At 66.2% G+C, this 17,586-nt stretch carries 16 protein-coding genes; 8 read left to right on the top strand and 8 right to left on the bottom strand.

Annotated features, from left to right (window positions below; translation table 11 throughout):
* Window positions 1-47 precede the first annotated feature (47 nt).
* From EDF57_RS11980 to EDF57_RS11965, 4 genes are all read left to right on the top strand, one after another.
* Window positions 48-2,381 carry a TonB-dependent receptor gene (locus EDF57_RS11980; protein WP_134094427.1) on the top strand — a complete coding sequence of 778 codons (2,334 nt, stop codon included), beginning with the start codon at window positions 48-50 and terminating at the stop codon, window positions 2,379-2,381.
* A gap of 24 nt (window positions 2,382-2,405) precedes the next feature.
* A complete protein-coding gene (locus tag EDF57_RS11975; RefSeq protein ID WP_134094426.1) occupies window positions 2,406-3,164 on the top strand; it encodes an SDR family oxidoreductase in 759 nt (252 codons plus the stop codon).
* Window positions 3,161-4,249, top strand: a complete 1,089-nt coding sequence (locus EDF57_RS11970; protein WP_134094425.1) for a nuclear transport factor 2 family protein — start codon at window positions 3,161-3,163, stop codon at window positions 4,247-4,249. Before EDF57_RS11975 ends, EDF57_RS11970 begins: the two co-directional genes overlap by 4 nt.
* Before the next feature lie 149 nt (window positions 4,250-4,398).
* Window positions 4,399-4,644, top strand: coding sequence for a helix-turn-helix transcriptional regulator (locus EDF57_RS11965; RefSeq protein ID WP_166675254.1), 246 nt, complete (start codon window positions 4,399-4,401; stop codon window positions 4,642-4,644).
* A gap of 65 nt (window positions 4,645-4,709) precedes the next feature.
* Here the strand turns inward: EDF57_RS11965 and EDF57_RS11960 are convergent, their stop codons facing one another.
* From EDF57_RS11960 to EDF57_RS11950, 3 genes are all read right to left on the bottom strand, one after another.
* A complete protein-coding gene (locus EDF57_RS11960; RefSeq protein ID WP_243841030.1) occupies window positions 4,710-5,675 on the bottom strand; it encodes a sensor domain-containing diguanylate cyclase in 966 nt (321 codons plus the stop codon).
* 288 nt (window positions 5,676-5,963) lie between these two features.
* Entirely contained in the window at window positions 5,964-6,824 is an 861-nt protein-coding gene (locus EDF57_RS11955; protein WP_243841029.1) for a hypothetical protein, read from the bottom strand.
* 128 nt (window positions 6,825-6,952) lie between these two features.
* Complete coding sequence (locus EDF57_RS11950) at window positions 6,953-8,212, bottom strand: S8 family serine peptidase (RefSeq protein WP_134094422.1); 1,260 nt, start codon at window positions 8,210-8,212, stop codon at window positions 6,953-6,955.
* A gap of 86 nt (window positions 8,213-8,298) precedes the next feature.
* Here EDF57_RS11950 and EDF57_RS11945 point away from each other — a divergent pair, with 86 nt between their 5' ends.
* Both EDF57_RS11945 and EDF57_RS11940 read left to right on the top strand, forming a co-directional pair.
* Window positions 8,299-8,796: an RNA polymerase sigma factor gene (locus EDF57_RS11945; protein WP_134094421.1), complete on the top strand. Its 498-nt coding sequence runs from the start codon at window positions 8,299-8,301 to the stop codon at window positions 8,794-8,796.
* A complete protein-coding gene (locus tag EDF57_RS11940) occupies window positions 8,793-9,602 on the top strand; it encodes a hypothetical protein (protein ID WP_134094420.1) in 810 nt (269 codons plus the stop codon). Before EDF57_RS11945 ends, EDF57_RS11940 begins: the two co-directional genes overlap by 4 nt.
* Before the next feature lie 73 nt (window positions 9,603-9,675).
* Here the strand turns inward: EDF57_RS11940 and EDF57_RS11935 are convergent, their stop codons facing one another.
* From EDF57_RS11935 to EDF57_RS11920, 4 genes are all read right to left on the bottom strand, one after another.
* A complete protein-coding gene (locus tag EDF57_RS11935; protein WP_134094419.1) occupies window positions 9,676-10,497 on the bottom strand; it encodes a hypothetical protein in 822 nt (273 codons plus the stop codon).
* A complete protein-coding gene (locus tag EDF57_RS11930) occupies window positions 10,494-11,846 on the bottom strand; it encodes a lipopolysaccharide biosynthesis protein (RefSeq protein WP_243841028.1) in 1,353 nt (450 codons plus the stop codon). Before EDF57_RS11930 ends, EDF57_RS11935 begins: the two co-directional genes overlap by 4 nt.
* A complete protein-coding gene (locus EDF57_RS11925; protein WP_134094418.1) occupies window positions 11,846-12,574 on the bottom strand; it encodes a nucleoside triphosphate hydrolase in 729 nt (242 codons plus the stop codon). The genes EDF57_RS11930 and EDF57_RS11925 overlap by 1 nt, the downstream gene beginning before the upstream one ends.
* A gap of 71 nt (window positions 12,575-12,645) precedes the next feature.
* Window positions 12,646-13,362, bottom strand: a complete 717-nt coding sequence (locus EDF57_RS11920; RefSeq protein ID WP_208324853.1) for a hypothetical protein — start codon at window positions 13,360-13,362, stop codon at window positions 12,646-12,648.
* Between the two features lie 352 nt (window positions 13,363-13,714).
* On the opposite strand from EDF57_RS11920, the gene EDF57_RS11915 reads away from it, so the two are divergent.
* Together EDF57_RS11915 and EDF57_RS11910 are read left to right on the top strand one after the other, a co-directional pair.
* Window positions 13,715-14,383, top strand: coding sequence for a response regulator transcription factor (locus tag EDF57_RS11915; RefSeq protein ID WP_207912989.1), 669 nt, complete (start codon window positions 13,715-13,717; stop codon window positions 14,381-14,383).
* Window positions 14,380-15,798 (top strand): HAMP domain-containing sensor histidine kinase, encoded by a 1,419-nt coding sequence (locus EDF57_RS11910; protein ID WP_134094417.1) that lies wholly within the window; start codon window positions 14,380-14,382, stop codon window positions 15,796-15,798. Before EDF57_RS11915 ends, EDF57_RS11910 begins: the two co-directional genes overlap by 4 nt.
* Here the strand turns inward: EDF57_RS11910 and EDF57_RS11905 are convergent.
* Window positions 15,780-17,507, bottom strand: a complete 1,728-nt coding sequence (locus tag EDF57_RS11905) for a von Willebrand factor type A domain-containing protein (protein WP_243841027.1) — start codon at window positions 17,505-17,507, stop codon at window positions 15,780-15,782. The two genes, EDF57_RS11910 and EDF57_RS11905, sit on opposite strands and share 19 nt — an antisense overlap.
* Between the last annotated feature and the right edge of the window lie 79 nt (window positions 17,508-17,586).

Below are 17,586 nucleotides of genomic sequence, written 5' to 3'. Positions count from 1 at the left end.
GGAAACGACCTTCAACCATAAAAAACAGAACAGTTGGGAGTAGGAAGATGAAGAACTGGCTCAATGCAAGCTCACCCCTCGCTCTTGCTGCCGGGGCGATGATCCTGCCGCAGGCGGCCCCCGCCCATAACAGCGCCCAGAATAGCGCCCAGAACAGCGCCCAGGATGATCGGCAACTCGCCCCGACCGAGACCAGCCAGCCCGAAAGCAGGATGCCGGTGGGCATTCAGGAGATCGTCGTCACGGCGCAGAAGAAGGCCGAGAACCTGCAGGACGTGCCGATCTCGATCACGGCGGTGGGCGGCGAAGCACTGGCCAGCACCCAGGGCATTTCGCTTCAGGCGCTTCAGGGCCAGATTCCCAACGTCCAGATCGACAACTTCGCCAATACCCCGCAGAGCGCCGTCTTCACCGTGCGCGGCATCGGCGTCATCGAACCCGACCCATACGCCGGCAATACGGTGTCGATCGTGGTCGACGGCGTCCCGCAGTTCTTCTCGATGGGCGCGCTGCTCGACCTTTACGACGTGGACCGCATCGAAGTGCTGCGCGGCCCCCAGGGCACGCTGTTCGGCGCCAATACCACCGGCGGCGTCATCAACGTGGTCACCGCCCAGCCCACGGGCAAGTTCGGCGGTCACGTCAAGGCGGTCTACGGCAATTACAACCGCATGGATCTCACCGGCTCCATCGAAGCGCCGCTGGTCGATGACGTGCTCTCGCTCAAGGTTGCGGGCATTCATACCCAGCGCAAGGGCTGGGTGACGAACGTGGTCGACGGATCGGACCTCGGGCGCAAGAACCTCGACGCGGTGCGGGCCTACCTGCGCTTCACGCCCAGCGCCAATTTCGATGCGACGCTTCAGGGCGAATACGTCAATGCCCGCAATGGATCGCCCATCGTCATCAACGGCGCGCGGCCCGGCGAAGTGCTCTACGTCGCCCCCGGCACCGAGGGAATGTACGTCAGCCCCTGCGCCACGAACGGCATGTGCATAGCGCCAGACAAATATTACGGCGCCAACAACTCCGTTCCCGATCAGTCCAACATGGACACTTATTCGGGCACGCTGACGATGAACTGGCGCAACACCGGCCTGGGCGACTGGACCGCGATAACCGGATACAAGCGCTTCAAGCTCCGCGAATATACCGATCAGGACGGTACCCCCCTGTTCCTCAACGATACGTACCGCCGAACCGTGGGCTGGCAGTTCAGCCAGGAGCTGCGCACCAATCTGGAACTCTCGGACAGGCTGAACGTGCTGGTGGGCGGCTTCTACCTCAAGGACCATTACGATCATATCCAGGCCTACCGCCTGCAATTCGCGGCGCCGGGCTTGCTCCAGACCAACTTGCAGGATCAGGACAACTACTCCATTTCCGGCTTCGCGCAGGCCTATTGGGAAGTGACCGACCGGCTCAAGCTTCAGGCAGGCATCCGCTACACGCACGAGCGGACGGAATCGGCCCCCAGCCTCATCACCAGCATCGGCGCGGCCGCAGGATCGAACTACACCGGCGAGGGCAATACCGTCATCGACAGCTTCACCGTGGGCGGCAGCAAGAGCTGGGACAATGTCGGCTGGAAGCTGGGCGCCGACTATGAAATCGCCGACGACACCCTGCTCTATGCCAGTTGGGCGCGCGGCTTCAAGTCGGGCGGCTTCACGGCACGCGTCGGGGTGCCCGCCGACGGCGAGAATCCATACGATCCCGAGAAAGTCGATACTTTCGAAGCCGGCGTGAAGGCCGACTTCCTGGATCACCGCCTGCGCGTCAACCTTGCGGCGTTCTACACCAATTATCGCGACATGCAGGTGGCGCAGATCTACTTCGACACCGACACCAATACCCAGGGCAACCGCATCCTCAATGCCGGCAAGTCCGAAATCAAGGGATTCGAGCTGGAAACCACCGCGGCCCCGGTAGACGGCATGACCCTGCGCGCCTCGCTCGCCTATCTCGACGCGAAGTACAAGACCTTCCTCTATGGCGATCCCCTCAGCGGGGAGACGCTCGACCTGGAAGGCTACCGGCTTCAGAACGCGCCCAAGTGGAACGCCAGCTTCGGCGCGAACTTCGTGATCCCGCTGGGCGACGATGCCGATCTGGTCAGCGACGTGAGCTATACCTACACCAGTTCCAAGTATTACACGGCGATCCTCGACACCCCGCGCTCGAAAATCCAGCCCACCCACCTTGTCGACGCCTCCTTGACCTACAAGCCGCGCGGCGGCGTCTGGTCCATCGGGCTATGGGCGACCAACCTGCTGGATTCGCGCTATCTTTCGACCGTCTACGACAGTCCGGGCTATGCCGGGCTGGCCGGCTATGCCCCGCCGCGCCAGTGGGGCGGCTCGGTCAGCTTCGATTTCTGACATGCGCATGGGAAGGAGAGCAGGATGAACCGCGTAGCAGGCAAAGTCGCGCTCGTTACCGGAGGCGCTTCCGGCCTTGGCGAGGCCGATGCACGGCTCCTGGCGGCTGAGGGCGCCAGTGTCGTCATCACGGACGTCCAGGTCGATCGCGGCCGCACGGTCGCCGCCTCGATACCGGGCGCCATGTTCCTTCAGCACGACGTCCGCGAGGAGGACCAATGGCGCAACGTCGTGGCGAAGACGATGGCCCGTTTCGGACGGCTCGACGTGCTGGTCAACAATGCCGGGCTGGTCCGTTTCGGCCATGTCGAGGAATGCGAGCTGGAGACCTTCCGGCTTCAGATGCAGGTCATGGTCGAGGGCTGCTTCCTGGGCTGCAAGTCCGCGCTGCCGCACATGACCAAGAGGGCCGACGGACCCTGGGGCGGTTCGATCGTGAATGTCGCGTCAGTGGCCGCGCTCAAGGGCATTGCCGCGATCCCGGCCTATAGCGCGGCCAAGGCAGGTATCATCGCCCTGACCCGCAGCGTCGCGGTACACTGCCAGGACATGGGCTACGGCATCCGCGTCAACGCCGTCGCGCCCGGCGCCCACGATACGCCGATGACCCGGCAGGCGCTCGATCAATTGCCGCAGGACGACGCCGGGCTCGATCAGGTCCATGCGCATGGCCAAGGGCGTCCCGATGACGTTGCCAACCTCGTGCTTTTCCTGGCTTCGGAGGAATCGCGCCAGATCACGGGCACTCATATCGTCATCGACAACGGGGAGACCCTGCGATGACCGGCGCCCGGGACATTGGCTGGCTGGCCGATCGCCAGGACATCGCAAACGTGCTCGCCCGTCACAGCCGGGGCGTGGACCGTGCGGACGCGGGTCTGCTGGCAAGTTGCTATCATGACGATGCATTCGTGGACTACCGCTTCTTCACGGGCGCGGCATCCGAATTCGTGGCCATTCTTTCAGAGGCCCAGAAAGCCGGCCCGGTCACCCTGCACCGAACCGGCCAGATGTGGACCGAGACGGACGGCGAGCGGGCGATCTCCGAAAGCTATGTCATGGCCTATGCATCGAGCGCCGGCGCGCAGGGACCGGCCACGCAGCACCTGATCTGCGGTCGTTACCTCGATCGGCACGAGAAACGCTCCGGCCATTGGCGCCTGACGCAGCGCAATTACGTGCTGGACACCAGCCTCAACTGGGACGGGGGATTGCCTCTGCCGGGCGTGGGCTCGCTCGGCAGCCAGTTGCCGACAGGCGGGCATGGGGCCGCCGACGCCGGCATCGCGCTGCTTGCCCAGGCTTATGCAAGGAACAGGACAAAAGGATCAAAGCCGATGACACACAGCGAACAGGCGATCGATGCAGTGATCTCTCGACAGCAGATCGCGGATGTGACCATGGCCTACTGCCGCGGCGTGGACCGCGCGGACCCGCACTTGCTGTCGGAGGTGTTCCATGAGGACGCCTCCGTGGTCAGCGGTGTGTTCAACGGCAATGGCCGCGACTTCGCCTCCGAGATCTGTAGGCTGGTCGAGAGTGCTTACGAGCAGACCTTCCATTCGATCGCCAATCAGTGGATCGAGGTGGAAGGCGACGGGGCAGTCGGGGAAACCTACGTCATCGCCGTGTCCACCAGCCGCGGCGACGAGAAGACCGATACCCTCACGGGCGGCCGCTATGTCGACCGTTTCGAACGCCGCGACGGGCGCTGGGCCATAGCCGACCGTACGTTCGTACTCGATTGGGCGCGCAGCGAACCCAGCACGCGCGACATGACGGGCGGAATGTACGCGGCGCTCGATCTCCACGGCTGTCGGGGCAAGGACGATCCCGTCTATGCCTTCCTGAGCCAACGAACGGATTGAACATGGAGATCGGCATGGACACGGCGATGCCCTTCACGTCGACGCGGGATATGCGGCGCCCTGAAAATCCCCCGCCTGGCCATTCGGCTACCCGATCAGCACCGAATGGTTTCGCGCGACATTAGGCCATGCGCGCCGGAGCACTCCAGATGGATGCGAATTCCCATGATGAGAAACCGCTCCTTTCTTCCAGAGAATTCGAGATCCTGTTGCTCAGCGCGGAAGGTGAAACCGATGCCGTGATCGCCAGGTCATTGGGGATAAGCCACACGACGGTGCGGTTTCACTTAAGAAATGCCTGCCTGAAGCTCAAGGCGATCAACCGAAGGCATGCCATCTACCTCGCCTTCAATCTGGGCGTGTTCGAACGCGTCCTCAACGACGATGCCGGATGACCGTCCCCGAGCCAATGCCCGCAGTGGGTCCGCCCCCGGATCATCACATCCGACGGCAGCCGCAATTATGCCGAGACTGTCGATCTGACCCGATTGCGACCTTCCTGCTTGGCCGCATAGAGCAACTTGTCCACGGCATCGCAGAAATGGAGCGCATCACTGTCGAAAGGCGGAATGACCGTCCCGACGCCCACGCTCGCGGTCACGAATGCGCTGCAACTGGACCGTTCGTGCCGGATATGCAGCCCTTCGATCGCCGCGCGGCAACGCTCTGCCAGTACGGCCGCGGCAGCTTCGTTCGTTTCCGGCAGCAGGAGGACGAACTCCTCGCCCCCGCATCGAGCGACCACGTCGCGAGGACGGATTCCGATCTCCTTCAGCGCGTTCGCTATTCTGACCAGGCATTCGTCGCCCTGAATGTGGCCGTAGAAGTCGTTGTAATCCTTGAAGTGGTCGATATCGAGCAGGATCAGCGAAAGCGGATGCTGGCCGGTCTGCGCGCCTTTCCACTCCGCCTTGAGCCGCTCGTCATAATGGCGCCGGTTGGACGTTCCGGTCAGGCCATCCTCGAACGAGAGCGCCTCGAGCTTCTTCTGCATCTTGATGAGTTCGTGCTCGATGCGTTTCCGCTCGCTGATATCGAACATGAAGCCGACCAGGCTATCGACCTCCCCGCCTTCGCCGCGCACCACATGCACGACGTCGCGGATCCAGACATAGCCGTCATCCTTGGTCAACGCCCGGTAGTCCGCTTCGTGGTCCTTGCCTGCGACCGACTGCGAGACGCAGAAATTGACCACATGTTCGCGATCGTCCGGATGGATACGGGACGCCCAGTCCTCTACCGAGATCCAGCTTTCCTGCGACCAGCCAAGCAGCGGTTCGATCTGCGGGCCGATGTATGCGAAGCGCATCGTCGCCCAGTCGATCTTCCATGGAATGGCCAATGTCGATTCCAGCAGGGTCTTGTAGACCGCCGGATCGACTTCCATCCCCGGCGCCGCAGCGCTCGCCAGGTCGTTAACAGCCATGGTGGGAGTCATCGAAGGTCTGGCCCCATAAATCGTTTCAAAAGCATCGGCGCGGAATCGCCTCACACCATTACTTGCTGGTGGCAGATTTCCATATCGTTAAACCCACCTGCCAGCGCACCCTGCGCGGAAAGTCTGTAGCCTTCGTAGCCTCATCGGTCAGCATCGGGCGAGGCTTGCGCAGCGACATCGAAACCCGCGGAAGCCGTGGTGAGCTTTCGCGGGTTTCGTTTCCTCCGTCCTGTCCTGACAGTACGGTTTCCTGCTTTCGCTTCTGGGGTTTCCGGTTCAGGTCCCGTTTGCCGAGGCACTCAGGCTGACGGAGCCGCCGCTGGCCGAACCCGAGCCCGAAGCTGCGCCCGCGGCCGAGGCATCGTGCTTTCCGGCCGAAACCATGCCCTCGCCAGTGCCGGAGCCTTGCGCATTTGCAGTCGAAGCCGTGTTCTGCGCCGAAGAAGCTGCGTCCGATGCGCGGCTGGCTGTCATGTCGCGGGCCGATCCCACGGTCCCTGCAAGGCGGGAGGCGGCGCCGCTGGCTGTACCGGTGGCATCGGGCAGTGCCGGGGCGGTCAGGTTGCCGCTCGATGCGCCATTACCCGTGGCGGAGCCGTTTGCGCCGGTTCCCGACGCGGAATGGCTCGCCGCACCGGAGACGGCACCGCTGCCCGAAGCCGCCGTGTTGCCGGCGAGCGAACCGAGCGTATCCGGGGCCGATCCGGCCCGCGATGTCACGCCCGAAACGGCCGATCCGGCAAGTCCGCTGGTCGAGCCGCGTGCGTTGGAAACGGCCGCGCTGGCGCCGGAGGTGTCGGGCGCGGACACAGCGGGCGCCGTGACCTTCTTGCTGGCGCTGCCGCGGCCGCTTCCCGAAGCCGATCCGCTCGCCGAACGGGCACTGCGCGTGACGCTCATGTCGCCGGCGCCGCTGCCCATGCCTTCGATCGAATTGCCGACAGAACCGATGCTGCCCCCGAAGGAACCGCCCAGCGCCCCGCCCACACTGCCGCCGAGGCCGCCGCCACCGCCGAGAAGCTGGGCCTGCGCTGCACCGGGAGCCATGGCGATGGCGACAGCCGCCAGCGCCGCGCCGAGATTGGCCTTGGAGAGAGTCTTCACGCCGCGCGTCTTGTTCACAGGGATGATCTTCATCGTTCCGGTTCCTTTCCTCTTCTCGTCCTGTCCGCCGCCGCGCCGAAACGCTTGGCGAAGGGTCTGGGAGAGAAACGGATGGCCTTGCCGGTTTCATCCCTCGGCATGCCGAAAAACCGAAAACGCGATCAGCCGCCGGTCCGGCAGACCGTGCAGAGCACGCCGCGGCCGGTCCGCCGTGAAGGGGCCAGGGCTTCGGTGTTGGTCGCCCGCAAGACCGCCGCGACGTCGCGGTCAGGGCCCATCCGCGCGGCCATCCGGGCAGCGGCAAGCGGCGCTGCAAATGAGGTGCCGCGCAGACCGATGCGCCCTTTGCCCGGCACCAGCGCCGTCATGTCGGCGCCGGGCGCCGCATAGTCGAGATGCGCGGCCCTGCCTGCCTCGATCAGCACGCGCCCGCGCCCGTCGACGCCCGTGACCGCGACGACACCCAGATAGGAGGCGGGAAAGGCCGGGGGCGCCGCCGCGCCGTCATTGCCCACGGCCGCCACCACAACGATGCCCCTGGCCCGCGCCGCCGCCACCGCCCGGGCCAGCAGCGGATTGGCAGGCCCGACCAGGCTGATCGAGACCACCGGCACCCGCTGCGCCGCCATCCAGCCGAGGGCGCGCGCGATCGCCAGGGCATTGCCGCCCGCAGGATCGGTGCCGTAGACATCCGCACCGTAGATCCGTGTCGTGCCCGCCCCCTTGAGCAAGGAGGCGATGGCCGAGGCATGGTCGCTCGCTTTCGGTGCCCCGGCCGCAAAGGCGCCTTGCGCGGCCAGTCGGTCCGATCCGGCGACCCCGCCATCGATCACGCCCACCGTGCCGCCCTTGGGCAGCGCGGTTGCCGCCGCGCTTGCACCGCTCTTCCCCGAGGCAGCGCCTGAGGGAAAGTGCAAATGGTCTGCCGTGATCTCCCGGCCCGGCAGGATGCGGCGCAAGTCGGCAATGGCCCGGGCCAGCGGCTCGCCTTTCGGGGTGGAAAGGCGGGCATAGGCGATGCCGAGGTCCGCGATCCCGGCTTGTTCTATCAGCGCGAAGCCCTTCTCCGCCGCCCGTGCGAGGCTGTCCGCATCGGGATCGAGCAGCAGCAGTTCGCCGGCGCGGGCCGGTTCGTGGCGTTCGTCCCAGTCGACGCTGCCGCGCCGGGCCGCAACGAAATCGCGCAGCCGCCCGAGCCGGTCCTGCGCCAGTTGGCCGGCATTGCCGGCAATCGTGGAGAGCCCCGAAACCGAACGGTCGACGACATTCTCGGCAGCGCCCGAAACCGCCGACCGCGTGCGATCGATCGTGCCGAGGGGATCCAACCCGCCCGGCAATCCCAGTTGCGCGGCGGCGGGGGCCGCCAGCGCGGCCAGTATCAGCGCGGCCAGCCCCGCGCGCATTTCAGACCTTCGACCCATTCCTCGTTCCCACAGCAAAAATCGGTGGCGCTCAAGGATGAAACGGTGCCATCGGAACGTTTCATCCTCACGGAAACGATATTTCGATGAGAACGCACGACTTCTGCGACCAACTGACGGCATTGCTGCCCCGCCTGCGCCGCTTCGCGCGTGGCCTGACACAGAACGCGGCGGATGCCGACGACTTGTGCCAGTCCACCGTCGAACGCGCTCTGGTGGCCCGCGGCCAGTGGCAGGAAGGCACGCGGCTCGATGCCTGGGTGTACCGGATCATGCGCAACCAGTGGATTGACGAGACGAGATCGCGCAGCCGCCGCGCACGGACGTTCGTGCACGAGGACGAGGGCATGAACGTGGGCATCGCAGGAGACCGCGATGCGGAAAACCGCGTCGAGCTTGGCAATGTCGACCGGGCGCTGGCGCGCCTTCCCGCCGACCAGCGCGAAGCCGTGGTGCTCATCCTGGTCGAGGGCTTTGCCTACAAGGAAGCGGCCGAGATCATCGGCATTCCGCAGGGCACCCTGACCTCCCGCCTCGGCCGCGGCCGCGAGGCGCTTTTGAAGGAACTTGGAGAAACCGCATGAGCGTGACCCCCGAAGAGCTCATGGCCTTGGCCGATGGTGAACTGTCCGGCGAAGAGGCCGCGCGCGTGGAAGCCGCAATCGCTGCGGATCCCGTCCTCGCCCGGCGGCTGGAGGCAGAGCGCGGTCTGCGCGCCGCGCTGCGCGCCCGCCTCGATCCGGTTGCGCAGGAGCCGGTACCTCTTGCGCTGACCGACCTCATCGCCCGCGCCGCCGCCGCGGATGCCGGACAGGCCACGACCGACAAGGTCGCCCCCGCTCCCGCCCCCTCTCCCGCCGAAGTCGTCGATCTTGCTGCGGCCCGTACCCGGCGCAAGGAAGCCGAAAAGGCGCGCGATCGCGCAGCCAGGCGCCCGAACGTGCCGATTTTCGCGGATCGCCGCATGGCCTTCGCCATCGCCGCCTCTCTGGTGCTCGGGCTGATGCTCGGCAGCCAGTTGCACCGCGAAGGCCCGGTCACCCAGACGCGCGCGGGGCTGGCCGCTTCGGGTTCGCTGGCGCGAACGCTGGATCGTCAGCTGGCATCCGCAGGCGATGTCGACGGCCTCCGCATGCTCGCCAGTTTCAGGCGGCAGGGCGGCGACTATTGCCGCGTGTTCGCAGGCACGGCGACTTCGGGCATCGCCTGCCGACGGGAGGGCACCTGGCTGCTCGAACGCACCATGGCGGGCGGCGGCGGGCCATCGAGCGATTACCGGCAGGCCGGTTCGGTGCAGGGCGACATGCTCGCCGCCGCACAGGACATGATGCGCGGCGATCCTCTCGATGCCGCCCAGGAACGGGCAGCGATCGAGAAAGGATGGCGTTAAACGGTCGGGGTGACGGCGGGGCCGCTCCGCGCCCGACTCCAATGCCGATGCCGGTGCCGATCCTGACGGCCCATCATGCCGGATAGGCCGATGTCAGGGCCTGCAGGCGGACCAGAATGTCTTCCGGCATGGGGACATCGTCGCGGTGGTAGTCGCGGTGCCCTTTGCCGGCCTGTTCCACGAGATCGTCGTGCATGCTGCCCATCAGCCCGTTGATGGCGCTGAGGAAGCGCGACATGCGATAGGCGTGCTCGTCGGGTTCCAGCGTCCGCAAGGTGTCGTAGAACGAGACCTGGCGGCTGACGACCTTGCGGATCATGTGGAAGCGGTGCCCGGTCAGCGCCCCGTCCCTGAGCCAGCTCCTCAGCTTGCGAAACTCCGCCTTGCGGAAGGCGAGGAAGCCCTGCGCATCGTCCAGTCGCACCTTGCCCACCTCGCGCCGCACCGCCGCCCAGGCCGGCCGGGCCAGCAGCACGCGGAGCATGAGCGCGAAACCCAGGATCGCCGCGCGCCGGCGGTTGCGGAACGCGTCCTGCAGATGCCCCATGATCGCCACCGTCGCGCGGAACAGCAGCGGCGCCTTGTGCGGGCGGCCATAGAGCACCAGGGCGAAGCGCAGTTGCTTGTAGGCCGCGCGGATATGCTTGTAGCGCGCGCGGGCGTCCTGCGGCAGGTCGCCGGTCAGCAGCAGCGTGTCGACAAGCGCGCGCATCTCCGCCTGACTTGCCCGTTCCCGCCAAAACTGGCGGCACAGGTCCAGGCAGCGAGCCATCTCCTCCTGCGAGCATTCGACCGTGATCGGATCGGGCAGCCTGACCACCGGGTCCACCACGTCGTCTATCTCGATGGCGTCGAACAGCGCGCCAAGCGTTTCCTGCGGGAAATGCCTGCTCATGCGTGCGCCTCCTGCGCCATGATATGCGAAAGCGTCCCGCGTGCCCGATAGGCCCAGAGCGTGGGCATGAACATGAACAGTGCCTTGAGGCACACCCCCGCGACATAGGCCAGCCCCGCGCCCGTGATGCCGAACATATGGATCAGTACGAAAAGCAGCACCGCATAGCCCGCCGCCGCCGCGCCTTCCGCCACCAGCGCCGAACGCTGGCGTCCTGCCATGTAGAGCAGCGATTCCAGCGGGAAGCTGGCCATCGTCACGATCAGCGAGGCGGTCATGAGCTGAAGCAGGTCATAGGCTTCGACATAGCGTTTGCCGAACACCAGCCCGATCACGGGTTCGCCCCCCAGGATCACCGCCAGCAGGATCACGAAGCCGATCCCGCCGGAAATCAGCGCGCTGCGGATGGCAAGCTGCCAGGGATGGCGCGTCGCAGGGTCGAGGCGCATGATCTCCGGATAGAAGCTGCGCGACATGAGATCCGCGGGCTTGCTGGCGGAATCGAAGAAGGTCGCCGCGATCTTGAACAGGCCCGCGCTGGTCGGCCCGAGCAAGGCGCCGACGATCAGGTTGCTCACCGGGCCCCAGGCCGCCCAGATCGAATGGGCGAAATTGGTGGTCCACACGAAGTCCCACGCGCCCGACAGCCGCCGCCCCGGTCCCGCCAGCCCGGGACGCAGCGCGCCGCGAATGCCCTTGCGGCGCAGTTCCTGCACCGACATCGCCCAGAGGCACAAGTCGCCCAGCAGGTCGGCCAGATACCAGGTGATGACGAAGCCGGCGAAACCGAAGCCGCCGAAATAGGAGATCACGCCGCCCAGCGCGCGCAGTGCCGGGGTGACCATCTGCTGGACGGCGATCTGGTCGAACCGGTCCAGCACGCGCAGGATGCCGGTCGGCGTTGCCGCCGTCATCGTCGGGATCAGCGTGCAGTAGAGCATCGCGAGCTGCACGTCTTCGGCGGGAATACCGAACCAGGCGGCCAGGAACGGCAGCAGGACGAGTCCCCCCGCCAGGCCCACCAGTCCGCTGGCAAGGTCCAACCCGAAAGCGAAGCCGGTGACGTCGCGAAATTCGCCAAGGTCACCGCGTCCGAGTGCCGGGGTGCCATAGCGCACGATGAACTGCCAGGTCTGGAACTTGACCAGCGCGCCGACGCCATTGGCATAGGAGTGGATGATGACCAGCGTGCCGAACAGGGCCGGCGTCAGTCCGCGCCCGGCGCAGGCCAGCGCGATCAGGCCCAGCAGCGCCCCGACCAGCTTGCTCGATCCGAGGTAGGAGGCATTGCGCACGATCGTGCGGAACACCCCGTCGGCAAACCAGTGCTTCATGGAGAGAGACTTCATCACGCCGCCTTCCTGTCGGAGGCAAGGTCCCGCGCTTCGATCTCCGCCAGGCGGCGCTCGATCGCGGCCCTGGCCTGCGCCAGGACCTGTTCGAGCGGCAGATCCGCGTCGATCTCGACGATGGGCGCGCCCTCGAAAGTGAGTCGCGGCACGTCGGCCACCTTGCGCGCCAGCGAGGAAGCGCGGTGATCGGGCTTGCGCGCCAGGGCCACCTCCAGCGAGACGTTGAGCCGCAGCACCAGATCGGGCGCATTGACCACCATCGCCGCGTAACGGCGACGCTCCGAGCGTGCCAGCCAGCCCACGAGACCGCCCCCGCCCCCGCCCGCACCGGCCAGGCCGAGGCCATCCATCGGCCCCGGCACGCCCAGTTGGGGGAAGCGGTCGGCGATGATCGCATGGCCCCCTTCCCACAGCTTCATCATGCGCCCGAACCGGCGCACGCGCCGCATCGAGAACATGTAGATCACCATAGCCGCCAGGACGCCCGGCCCCTTGTCGGTCTGGGCCTTCTGCGCCTTGGCGTGAATCGACTTGTCGAGCTTTCCGCCCAGCAGCGGCAGGCGCGCGATGCGGCGGCCGATATTGCCGGACTGCTTGCCGAGATGGCAGATCCGCGTGGGCTGGCGCGCGCTCATCCAGAGGCGCAGCGCCTCGGTGACGGTCGACTTGCCGGAACCGTCGCAACCGACGACGGCGATGAGGGGAGGAAGGGAATTACGGATCATCTGGAAACCTGAAAATCGATGGGGCGGCGGCTCGATCGTGTTGCCGCAGGGGAAGACCGGAACGCGAAGCTTCAGGCCTCGAGGCCATGGCGGCGCAGCACGGCCAGCACGCTTTCGAGCACTTCGCGGTAAGGGCGGGTGGCATCGACGTCGACGATCTGCGCCCCGCCGAAGCGCAAGGTGGGCACCACTGCGAGCTTCTTCTCCAGCATGTCGCGCTGGTGATCGGATTTGCGCGCCAGTGCCGTGTCGACATCGACGTTGAGCCGGATCACCAGTGTCGGGCGATAGGCGGCCATCTCGGCGTAAAGCGCGCGCTCGCGCGAGGCCAGGCGCTGGACCAGCGCCGAACCCTTGCGCATCCAGGACAGACCGGGGCCATCGAAGCTGCCGGGCACTTCGGCCTGCGGATAGCGGTCGGTTATGACCTGCACGCCATGCCGGCGGAAATCGAGCACCTTGCGGAAGCGCCGCCTGCGCGCCAGCGAAAAGCCGAACATCGCCAGCGCCGTCGCCAGGCCGGGCAGGCGCTTCTCCCGCTCCGGCCCCGCCTTGCCGTCACGCGCCTTGCCGTCATGCGCCTTGCCGTCATGCGCCTTCTTCGCCTTGCCGGTCAGGAAGCGCTCCGCCAGTCGGCCAATCACGGGAATCCCGCCGATCCGGCGCCCGAGATCGCCGGTGCCGAGCCCGAGGTAGATCGAGCGGGTGGGCGAGCGGCGGTCGAGCAGCGAAACGAGATCGCTGGCCAGGGTGGACTTTCCCGACCCGTCCAGGCCGATCAGCGCCACGCAGGGTGCGAGGGGGTTTCGCGCCTTCCGTCGCGAGACCGGAAAGGCCGGGCCATGGGAGGGACGGGTTACGATCCCGGATGCGAGATCGCGCGGAGACTGGTGGATGGTCATATTCGAATGGGCCGTGATGGCTCCGCCTGCCGGTCTTTGCCGGGTGTGGCGGAGGGGGGTTCCTGCAAAAGCGCCGCCTGAATTCAGGTCGATCCACAGGCCCTAGACCCCGAAGCTGATGCGAGGCTGATGGCGCGAAAAAGATATTTCGCCCGTTTGACGGCCCCCGAAAGCTGGCATAGGCGAAAGGCTTGCCGCGGCGGATCCGTGCCGCTCACTTGCTCTGGGAGCCTGGCCCTTGCCCCGTCTGCTGGTTGCCGAAGACGATGCCGACCTCGGCCCGGCGATGAAGCGCGCGCTGGAGCTGGACGGCTATGTGGTCGATCTCTTCGCGCGGGGCGACGACGTCCTCGAAGCGGCCAGCGTGAACGCTTACGATGTGATCCTGCTGGACCTCGGCATGCCGCGCATGGGCGGGCTGGAGGTGCTGCGCCAGCTCCGCGCAGAGGGCAATGCAACGCCTGTCATCGTCGTGACCGCCTTCGACCGTACCCGCCAGCGCGTGGCCGGGCTGGACGCCGGCGCCGACGACTATGTGGTCAAGCCCGTGGACCTGGAGGAACTGGCCGCGCGCATCCGCTCGCAGCTTCGGCGTAAGGACGGCCGCTCGGCCGACAGCGTGAGCGTGGGCGAAGTGACGCTGGATTTCTCCGGCCACGTCGCCTCGCTGGAGGGCGAGGTGGTGGCGCTGACCGCCAAGGAATTTCGCGTGCTCGCCCTGCTGATGCGACGCGCCCGGCGCTTCGTCTCCAAGGCCGACCTCGAAGGCGAACTCTACGACCAGGAGCACTGGGTGGAATCGAACACCGTCGAAGTCGCCATATCCGCGCTGCGCCGCAAGTTCGGGCGCGACTTCATCCGCACCGCGCGCGGGCTCGGCTACATGGTGGGCGGGCCGCACGCATGAAGCGCTCGTCGCTTTCCAGCCGGCTCTATCGCCGCGTGCTGATCCTGCTGGCGCTGACGGGCCTGGGCATGGGCGCGATCCTCTATTCCGTCACCAACCGGGAGATCGGCCGCGCCTCCGATGCGCAGCTGGTGAACGCCTCGCGCCTGCTCTACATGATGATGCAGGACGAGCTGACCGCAGGCGTGCTCGCCGCCCGCGGCCAAAATCAAGGCCAGGATCAGGCACGGGAGCCGCAGAAACTCGACGATGATCCTCTGCTGTCGGACGAGGAGCGCAAGGCCTTTCACGCCTCCTACGACTGGTGCATGTTCGCGGTCTTCTGGGAGGGCCAGCCGGTCGCCCAGTCCGGCTGGGGCGCGCCGGTCAGCCTCGTGCCGCGCCAACCCGGACTGCACGATTTCATCGCCGTGGGCGATCATTGGCGCAGTTACGGACTGCCTGGCCGCGACCCCCGCCTGCTGGTGGTGGTGGCGGAACGCGACACCATGCGCGAATTCTCGATGGTTCCGGTACTGCGCAAGCTGGCCCTGCCGCTCCTGCTGCTGATCGCGGCCAGCATGCTCGTGCTCTGGTGGACCCTGCGCAAGAGCCTGTCCGAAGTCGAGCGGCTGGCAAGCACGCTGAACGCCCGCTCATTGGCGGACCTGACGCCGCTGGCGCGCGGCGACTGGTCGCGCGACCTCGGCCCGCTGATCGTCGCGCTGAACAAGCTGTTCGTTCGCCTCGACCAGGCCTACGAGTTGGAACAGGCCTTTACCGACGATGTCGCGCATGAACTGCGTACGCCGCTGGCGGCGATCCGCGCCCAGGCGCAGCTCCTGCGCAAGAGCGTGCCCGCCCCGCAGCAGGAGGAAACGAACCGGCTGCTCGCGGTAGTGGACCGGGCCGGCGACCTGATCGACGGGATGCTCACCCTTGCCCGTCTGAACGCGACGGCGGTGTCCACCCGCTCGGTGGACGTCCATGCACTGGTGGCGGACGTCGTGGCCGAAACGCTGATCCATCTGCCGCCTGAAACGATGGAGTTCTCCGTCACGCCCGATCACATCGTGCGCTGGCGCTGCGACCCCTCCTCGCTGCAGATCGCACTCTCGGCCGTGATCGGCAATGCGACGGTCCATGCGCGGGACGGCGGACAAGTGGACATCGCCATCGTCCGCAGTTCCGATCGCCTTGCCATTACCGTGGGCGACCGGGGCCGCGGCGTGCCCCCGGCCGATCGCGACCGCCTGCTGCGCCGCTTCGAGCGCGGCACCGCGAACGAAGCGGGCAGCGGCCTCGGCCTGTCCATCGCTGTGAAAGCGATGAAGCTGGCAGGCGGGACGGTCCGGCTCGAAGATCGCCAGGACGGCGGCGGACTGCTCGTGGTCCTCAGCCTGCCCGCCGCAATCGATCATGGCCTAAGCGCATAACCCGCACCATTGGGGTCTGAGGCGGAAAGCCCGGCGCGGCCCCGCTCCGTCTGGCCGTCGGAACGTGCCGCCAAATTGGTCATCGCCACGAATTCCTGTCGCCAGTAATTCGCCGGGTGCCCGGCGAGACGCGCAATATCGGCGTAGCCGAAGTCTGCCAGCCGGCTGTCCCGGCGCAGCTTCTGCCCGAACGCGGCCACCGCGATGGCGAATGCGGCATCGCCTACCGGCGCCGTTGCGGCGCCAAGGCGGCCGGCAGCGACTGGCGCTTCGAGAAGCCGGCTTTCCGTTTCGTCCGGAAGCTTGTAGCGAAGCCGCACGGTTGCAGCCTCAACGGGATTCGCAGCCGCGGCCGACGCAGTCGCGGTGTTTGCAGCGTATTTTCGGGCAGGCAGCCATCCCAACTGCCCCGCGGGCACGATCTCGTAGATCGCAGTAACCTGGTGCCCTGCTCCGATCTCGCCGGCGTCCACCTTGTCATCGACGAAGTCCTCCTCCCGCAGCGCGCGGTTCTCATAGCCGATCAGGCGATATTCGCCGACAACGGCCGGGTTGAATTCGACTTGCATCTTTACGTCCTTGGCAATGGTGAACAACGTGGACGACAATTCCTCGTCCAGCACCTTGCGCGCCTCCATCAGGTTGTCGATGTAGGCGTGGTTGCCGTTGCCGAGATCGGCGACCGCTTCCATCATCGCATCGTTGTAGTTGCCCTGGCCGAAGCCAAGCGTCGTCAGCGTGATGCCGTCCTCGCGGTTCTGCCGGACCATGGCCTCGAGCCCCGCCTGATCGGACAAACCGAGGTTGAAGTCCCCATCGGTCGCCATGACGATCCGGTTGATTCCGCCCGGAATGCGATGCGCCCGCGCAAGGTCGTACGCCATCGACAACGCCGGGCCTCCGGCCGTGCCGCCGCCTGCCTCCAGCCCGGACAGCGCCGCCTTGACCGCAGCAGCGTCGTGGCTGCCATCGACCAATGTCGCCACCGAGCCCGAATACGTGATGATGGAAATGCTGTCCTCCGCCCGCAGTCCGTCAGCTAGGATCGACAGCGCCTGCTTCACCAGCGGCAGCTTGTCCGGTGCGTCCATGGACCCGGACACGTCCACCATGAAGACCAGGTTCGCCGCCGGACGTTCGGACCGTGCCACGTCATAGCCGCGCAGGCCGATGCGCAGAAGCCGGGTCCGCCTGTCCCATGGCGTGGTGGTGACGTCCGTCGTCACGCTGAACGGCGCCGTGCGATCGGTCGCCAGTGGATAGTCGTACCGGAAGTAGTTGATCATTTCCTCTGTCCGCACAGCTTCTTCCGGCACGGGTTGCCCGCCCATCAACATGCGCCGGACATTGGTGTAGGAGCCCGTGTCGACGTCGACGGCAAATGTCGAGACGGGTTCGCTGACCACGCGGTGGATCGGGCTGACCGTCTTTCCGTCATAGCGCTCAGTGCCACCGTTGCCTGCCGTCACATTTTCGTATCCCCCGTCTCCCGGGGACCTCTCGCCGCCACAGGCCGATAGCATGAGCCCTGAGATCAATGGAATGGACATGATCGCACGAAAACGCATGTATGTTCTCCACTTTACTGGTGGAGCCGAGGTAGTTTCTCGAACTGCATTCAGACAAGGGGCGTGAACACGCAGTTTCAAATCCTGCATCCAAGTCGAACACATCACGATAGCGGATAACGGCCGATTACCGGGAAGCATCACTCGCTCTGCACGGGTTCTGCACAGTCCTTGCGCCAAGAATTGACCACCATGCCATTACCGGCTGCGCAGTTGGCCG

The organism is Novosphingobium sp. PhB55, from assembly GCF_004368805.1.
In the GTDB taxonomy this organism is placed as follows: Bacteria; Pseudomonadota; Alphaproteobacteria; order Sphingomonadales; family Sphingomonadaceae; genus Novosphingobium.
This window is presented reverse-complemented; position numbering and strand designations above follow the sequence as displayed.